General features: G+C 42.0%; 5 protein-coding genes and 2 pseudogenes. All 7 read right to left on the bottom strand.

Annotated features, from left to right (window positions below; translation table 11 throughout):
- On the bottom strand, positions 1-175 hold a 175-nt coding region (locus G5B06_RS16195), incomplete at its 3' end, for a Maff2 family mobile element protein (RefSeq protein WP_173772509.1).
- A 121-nt stretch (positions 176-296) separates the two neighbouring features.
- Positions 297-1328: pseudogene (locus G5B06_RS16190) on the bottom strand (VirD4-like conjugal transfer protein, CD1115 family); the annotation flags it as partial.
- Between the two features lie 134 nt (positions 1329-1462).
- On the bottom strand, positions 1463-3370 hold the full coding sequence (ltrA, locus tag G5B06_RS16185) for a group II intron reverse transcriptase/maturase (RefSeq protein WP_109258339.1): 1908 nt from the start codon (positions 3368-3370) through the stop codon (positions 1463-1465).
- A gap of 700 nt (positions 3371-4070) precedes the next feature.
- Positions 4071-4934: pseudogene (locus G5B06_RS16180) on the bottom strand (type IV secretory system conjugative DNA transfer family protein); the annotation flags it as partial.
- Complete coding sequence (locus tag G5B06_RS16175) at positions 4931-5422, bottom strand: PcfB family protein (RefSeq protein ID WP_012744313.1); 492 nt, start codon at positions 5420-5422, stop codon at positions 4931-4933. The gene G5B06_RS16175 and the pseudogene G5B06_RS16180, both read right to left, overlap by 4 nt.
- Before the next feature lie 83 nt (positions 5423-5505).
- Complete coding sequence (locus G5B06_RS16170) at positions 5506-6300, bottom strand: ATP-binding protein (protein ID WP_012744314.1); 795 nt, start codon at positions 6298-6300, stop codon at positions 5506-5508.
- On the bottom strand, positions 6300-7118 hold the full coding sequence (locus G5B06_RS16165; RefSeq protein ID WP_012744315.1) for a replication initiator protein A: 819 nt from the start codon (positions 7116-7118) through the stop codon (positions 6300-6302). Before G5B06_RS16165 ends, G5B06_RS16170 begins: the two co-directional genes overlap by 1 nt.
- Between the last annotated feature and the right edge of the window lie 10 nt (positions 7119-7128).

The raw sequence follows: 7128 nt of genomic DNA, 5'->3' as shown, positions 1-7128 counted from the left end.
CCAGCAGCATGATTCCGGCACCAGCCATCAGCTGTTTGATGCCCTGGCTCTTAGCGCCGGGATTGTCATTCCCATATCCTTCCAGAAGGTTTACGACACCCCACACGCCAAGACCTGCACCGATTGCGACTACAAGAGTTTTTAAAGTTGTAATTGCACTGCTAAAAAATGCCATATACATTCACCAAAACTGACTTTTTTCAGGTGTTTACGGGAATGAAAAAACACCGACTAAAAAGCCGGCGCACCTAATGTCAGTTATTCCTTTCCTTATTATTTTTCGTTCATTCCCAAGGTTACTCCGACAGATCTACTTGAATTACTTCCACCTCTTCTTCAGATTTCGGTGTGTACTGCGGATTTAACTCTTTCTCAACCTTGTATCGGTTCTTCTCGTTTTCATCTGCAAGAAGCCGATAGTTTTTGTGTTTCGTAATATCATATTTGTCTGAGAAAAATGGTCTGGCACCACGGATCTGCAGGATACATTTTCCTCCATCCATGACTGCAATCTCGTCCTCTGTCATCAACTGTTTCCCCAGTTTCTGATAATTCAGTCCAAAAGATTTCTGATTGCTTCTTGTCTCCGAAGTGTTATACAGGTCAATGGTTTCCTTACCCAGAAGCTCACTCATTTCCTTTAATGTGGTCTTCTCTTTCCCACCAAGGAATAAAGTCGTATCACAGTTGCCCAGAATGGTATCTGCACTATCCTTATACATTGCCTTTAACTGGCTCTGTGACTGCAAAATAATAGAAGCAGAGATTTCCCTGCTTCGGATGGTTGCGATCAGCTTGTCAAACTGAGGAATTTGTCCGATGTTGGCAAACTCATCAGCGATGACACGCACATGCACCGGAAGTCTGCCGCCATATTCATCATCTGCCTTGTCGCAAAGCAGATTGAAAAGCTGTGACTGCAGCATCGCAATCACAAAGTTGAATGTGGTATCCGTATCGGACATAATCAGAAACAAGGCTGTTTTCCTGTCTCCGATCTTATCCAGTTCCATTTCATCGTAAGACATGATCTCACGAAGCTCTGCGATATCAAATGGGGCAAGTCTGGCACCACAGGAAATCAAAATCGACTTCGCCGTTTTGCCAGCCGCCATTTTGTATTTTTTATACTGTCTGACCGCAAAGTGCTGCGGATCTCTTTCTTCCAGTTCCTGGAACATCATATCTACCGGGTTCTGGTAAGTTTCATCCTCTTCACGGGTTTCACTTTCATTCAGAAGATCCAGAAGAGTATTCAGATTCTTCTCCTCTTCATCACCCTCATACCAGATGAAGGCAATCAGTGCTGTGTACAGCAGTTTCTCCGCTTATAGTGATAGGTAAGGTTTTGATATTATCTCCACCTTTTCCCCCACTTCACACCGGACATGCGACTTTCACCGCATCCGGCGCTCCATCGATTGTCTTCACAAGACATTTAATCAGTCACCAAATTTAAGTTTTATATTATTGCTGACAGGTTCGCCTGCTCTCGCAGACTATTGATTTTCACGAGCATCTTTTTTGTGATATTGAGTGTTTTTATCAGGTCTTTTATTGCTGCTTGGGGCAGTTCTTGTAACAGAATCAGATATTTTTTGTGAATCAGAACCATGTTTTTATATCTTTCAAATCCACCAAGTGATCCTGGTACTTTGAGCCATACAGCTACATGTTCCGCATCTGCGAATTCTTCTCCACTGATTGCACATTTTCCCTTTTGAGCAGAAAATAAAGATATTTTACTGTCATGGTATTCTGTGCTATGACCAACGGATATTTTTTCTCTCAGTCCTTTCAGAACATACTGATTAAGGTTAAGTTCTGTATGAATCAGAGCACGACCTTCTTTTGTATAACTACAAACGATTGATCGCTTCGCCATCGGTATTTTATTTTTGATGAATGCAATCGGATAGATCATCTGGTCAATTCCTGAAACATATCGAATCATTTTTGACTGTCCGAATCTTTCCTTTTCTGCTTGGGTGATAGTTCCACCCTCACGTTTTAGCATACTTCCTGTTTCTGTATTTAACCTGTTCGTCAAAACTGTCATTACTCGCCTATGGAATTCTCTGCAATCAATACTGATACAGGTGGCAAGCTGATAGTAATTCTGTATGCCTAACACCATGGAGTTATATAGCTGAATTTCTGATAAACAACTTTTTTTCTCTCTGGGTTTTGCGATGTTTTTCGCTTGTTCCACTAGCTTTGCTCTTTCAATTTCAACCTTTTTGTCACAGATTGCCGACTGCACCACATATTTATGATGCTTCAACCTTACCCTTATTTTGAATCCAAGAAACTCTGACCACCGTTTTCTGGTGTTCACAATCCTTGTTTTCTCAGGAGACACCTCTAATTTCAACCTCTCTTCAATCCACTCCGTAACCGCTTCTTTTGTCCTGACTGCGTCCTCTTTCGTTCTACAGAAAATCCTAAAATCGTCCGCATACCGAATGATATGCATTTCTTTCATTTCTGTGTTTTTCATAATCCTATAACCATGGCTTTTATCAAAAACCTTAGTTTTTCCGATTATTCTTTCTCGCCCTCTGCTTATAGCAATTGGATTTTCCTCCCATTGACTGGCTATCCACCAATCCAATTCATTTAGAACGATGTTTGCCAGTAGTGGTGAGATAATTCCTCCCTGTGGTGTACCCTTGTCGGGCAATACCGTTGTATTATCGGGCATTTTAATTGGAGCTGTTAGTATTCGCTTGATAATAAAAATCAGCGTTTTATCATGGATACCCAGCGACCATATCTGTCTGATTAACTTGCTATGATTTACGTTATCGAAAAATCCTTTAATATCAAACTCAATAACATAATGAAGGTTCATCATTTGAAGCATGGTGTAGGTTCTGTTAATGGCATGTTCAACGGATCTGTTCGGACGAAATCCATAACTATTATTGCTGAACTTTGCTTCGCAGATTGGTTCCATGATCTGCTTGATACATTGCTGTATCAGCCTATCCCATATGCATGGGATTCCCAGCGGACGTGTTTTTCCGTTTGGTTTCGGGATATCTTTCCGTCTTACAGGCTTTGGTCTGTAGCCGTGTTCGCTTCCCGTAACAATAAATCTCACTCTTTTTACCACATCATCAGGAGTTCGACTCCCAATATCTGTGATGTTCTTTTTATCTGTTCCTGCCGTGTAGCTGCCTTTGTTCGCTTTGATGTTTCGGTACGCAAGTAAAATGTTATCCCTGCTCACTATCAAATCCATAAGATTCTCAAATACTTCACCGTTCTGACTTTTTTGATATAGTTCATCAAAAGTATCTTGCATTCCATAGTACTCCGCATGACGCAGGTCATCTACACATAATGTTTTACTTTTCTTTGGCATAAGGCATCACCTCCTCTCGAAAGTGACCCTTTTGGTCTTACTCGTAATCCTTATCATAAGACTGAATAATGCCTGTTTATTTCAACCGACTTGTGACCATTCCTCCGAGTTCCTCTTTTTCGCAGAACTCATCATAAGTTCGATCACGGCTTTTCAGCACCAGTTCACCTGCTTATTTTCTTCGTCAGGCTATCCCATAATGGAATCTGATGCCTTTCCACGTTCCGATAATCCTATCTGTACATATATCCTTAGGTCTCTGCTATAGTCCTGTCAGCTTGGATGTGCCTGTAACACAACATGGTCGTTCGTAGGGTCAATTTCTACTGAACCACACTGACTGCGCTTTAACGCACCCATACATTTCTATATGGTCTTCTTTTAGAACCGTACATTCGCAGTTTTCGTCAGTTTACTCGCCAAAGTAAACATTCTAACCATAGATATTTTATAGATCCTAGACCTATAGGTAGCGCACCCCACCTCTGGGGCGTTTTCGAGAATCTTTTGGCAGATTCCTACGACTACTCTCGGTCGTTGTCACGGAGCTTCTCACCCCAGCCATTACAGCTGACGCAAGTCCGTCAAGGATAGACGTTTCAGGGCGTTACCCCATCATTCCACCTATCGGATTACCAGTTCACAGACTGGTTATTATTTAATAAACCAACACTGTGCGCAGACTTTTTACCGCCTGCGAACGTGTCGCACTCACCCAGAAATCCTCGGAAGATTTTTCTCCCTCCCCTTTGGTGTTTGCAATAATTGTCGTCACCAGTTTCAGGATATCTTTTTCAGACCGTATATAAGCAAATGGATTGTAATGAAGAGACTTAGAAAAGTTGATCGTATTCAAAACCTTAATCACATAAGGCTCATATACCACTTTCCCGGATTTATCTTTGATGACATTTCCATCTTTATCCCTCTTCGGCGGTCCCTTTGCTAACATCTTCCCGCACTCCTCGATCAGAGTGCCTTTGGGATCTGTAATGACCATGGAACAGTTCATCTGCATGACCGATGGTTTTACGAAAAAACGTGTCTTACCGGAACCACTGCCGCCGATAACTACAATATTTTTATTTCTTGCATATTTCGGTTGCTTCGGTCTGCTCTCCATCGTCAGTGCTTCTGTTGCTGTCAATGGAATGTTCATCCACGGATTTTCCGACATATAAGGTTTGATATCCTCAGCGTTTCCCCATCTGGCTGAACCATACTCGATTCCTTTTCGGAGTTTCTTTGCATCTGACTGTTTCTGCCAAACCAGCACTTTCAAAACGACTGCAACCGTAATCCCTGCCAGCAGATCTTTCCAGTTATTGCTTAACACAAAACCAGCAAAAATCCGATCTGCGTGTTCCATAGCATATAAGAGTTTGTTCCCCATATCTTCTCCCGGACTATTCCGGTAAAGAAAAAATGCCCGGTCTGCATAGAACGCAGCCAGAGCATATGGGAGATTGGTAAGAACCAGTTTCTTTTTATCCAGGGCGGACAGCCTGACCCCGATCTTATTCTTCCACTTCTGCATCAGAGGTTTGCCGATCTGTTTCTTCATCGACTCTGCTCCTGATGCCGGTTCTTTACTTTGTCCTTCGTCTTCTTTGGCATCATTGCCCGGTAAGCTGCCAGACGCTTGTGAATCGAAGGTTTATTCGCTTTTTGAATCTGTTTCTGGGAAAACTCACGGAAAGCAGCATTGAGGGCATCCTGATCACGTCCTTTGAAAAATACCAGATAAACTGGCGGCTCTTTGCTCTTGTCCTTTTTCAGAGCATAGTTAATTCCATATTTTCTGGCATAGCGTTCAAAGGACTTGATATTTTTGTTCGTGATCTCGATATTGACCATCCCGGCATTCTGCTTTGCCAGCTCTTTTACCGTGACCTTTCCCTGTTTCGGCTGATTTTTCTGTGCTTTCTTCTCTACCGATTTCTGCTTATGATGCCGCAGATACGCAGCAAGAACCTTTCTCAACAGGTCTGCTGTGATTTTGGTAGTCCGAATACAGAACGTGACCGTTTTCTGAGTTACCTCTTCCTGCATGACTTTTCCCTCCTTTCAGCGATTTAACTGCTGTCCAGATCTGTAATCATGGCAATCACCCCCTTTCAATAAAAAAGGACAGATTAACCGGTAATCAGGCTCTGTACCTGTACGAGTTTTTCTGTCCCTTCTTCTTTTCTCTTATCTTCTCCACCACAATAGATGGGAACACACATTTCAAGTATTCTGCTATAAATACGCTGATGGGCAGTATCTAAATCTGTGGATTTCATTTCATTCAGTCCCAGATTCGTTGTTACGATCAGCGGAAGCATTTTACAATAGCGGCTGTCTATCACATTATAGACCTGCTCCAAAGCAAACTCGGAATTTCGTTCTATTCCCAAGTCATCAATAATCAGCAACGGATAATCCACAAGATTTTGTATAATCTGGTTCTTATCTGCCTGATAGCTGGTCATTTCATTTAGGATCCTGGAAAAATTTGTCATCATGACACGTTCTCCCTGTTCCAAAAGTGCATTTGCAATACAGCCTGCAAAGAAACTTTTCCCGGTTCCAACTGGTCCCATCAAAAGCAATCCTACATTTTTTCTCTTCATATCTGTCCAGTTTTCTACATACTGCCTGGCAATTAGTATCTTCTGGTTGCTTCCGTTGTCATTTTCAAATTTCCATTCCCAGAATCTTCTTTCCCGAAGTCCGACGGATTTTCTCTGATAAAGCAGTCGCTGTGCTTCTTCCCGCTGCATCTTTTCATCCAGTTCCTGTCTGGCTTTCACCTCGCATTCGCACAAACAAGACACTACATGCTCAAATCCCATCAGACTGACTTTCATCTGTTTTCTTTTTCCACAGATGCCACAATGAAGACATCCCTCTTCGTCCACATAATCTGCTGTTACTTTATTTTCCATCACAGGCTTTCTCCTTCCTGAAATTCATATTTATCCATTCCTATCCTGGTTCCATCCCTTTCTGCCCAAAGACAGATTGTTGCAAAATGGTTCTGATATTCTTTTCCACTGGATTTCATATAAACAGAAAGATGATCAATCCGTTTCTGGTAATCCCATGGAAATAGCGTCATCAGCTCCTGCAGTTCAGCTTCCGACAGAACAACATTTTTAAATCTACCATACTGACTGAATTTTTCTTCCAAAGCGGGAGTATTGCCCTTACTCTTATCAGTATGATTCTTTTCAGTCTTATTTATCTTAGTATTACTTCCATCCAGATTCTTGCAGTCCGGACTTCTATTTTTTTGCGTTCCGGACTTCCAGTTTCTTGCAATCCGGATTTCCAATTCCTTGCAGTCTGGATTTCCAGTTTCTGGCGTTCCAGAAGCAAAGTATCTTACTGGCTTTCCTCTGCTCCGTTTCACAAAATTTTTCACGTATATGACAGAAGGACGATTATTCCCCTGCCGATACCGTTCGATCAATCCAATCCCATGCACACTGTCAAGCTCATAAAGAAGCTTTGTCACTGTCGTATGCGACATTCGCAACAGTTCCTGCAATTCTGCGATCGTATAAATGATATAGACATAACCATCATTGTCAATCCATCCATTTTTCTTGGATAGGCTGATTCGATCAAGCAGAATTCCATAAAGGAGCTTTGCGTCTGTGGACAGGCTTGCAAACTCTTTTTCTGTGAACAGAGCTTTGGGGATCCGAAAAAAAGAAAACTGGTCAGATTCTTCTGCTCTGAAATATTCAAAATCTGCCATAGCTTATTTC

The sequence above is a fragment of the Blautia luti genome (assembly GCF_013304735.1).
Lineage (GTDB): Bacteria > Bacillota > Clostridia > Lachnospirales > Lachnospiraceae > Blautia_A.
Note: the sequence above shows the minus strand (reverse complement) of the source record. Positions and strands in the feature narration are given on the sequence as shown.

Excerpts from the sequence above, each read along its gene's own strand:
- G5B06_RS16175 (WP_012744313.1), bottom strand. The coding sequence starts at position 5,422 with ATGCAGGAAGAGGTAACTCAGAAAACGGTCACGTTCTGTATTCGGACT.
- G5B06_RS16165 (WP_012744315.1), bottom strand. The coding sequence starts at position 7,118 with ATGGCAGATTTTGAATATTTCAGAGCAGAAGAATCTGACCAGTTTTCT.
- ltrA (WP_109258339.1), bottom strand. The coding sequence starts at position 3,370 with ATGCCAAAGAAAAGTAAAACATTATGTGTAGATGACCTGCGTCATGCG.
- G5B06_RS16170 (WP_012744314.1), bottom strand. The coding sequence starts at position 6,300 with ATGGAAAATAAAGTAACAGCAGATTATGTGGACGAAGAGGGATGTCTT.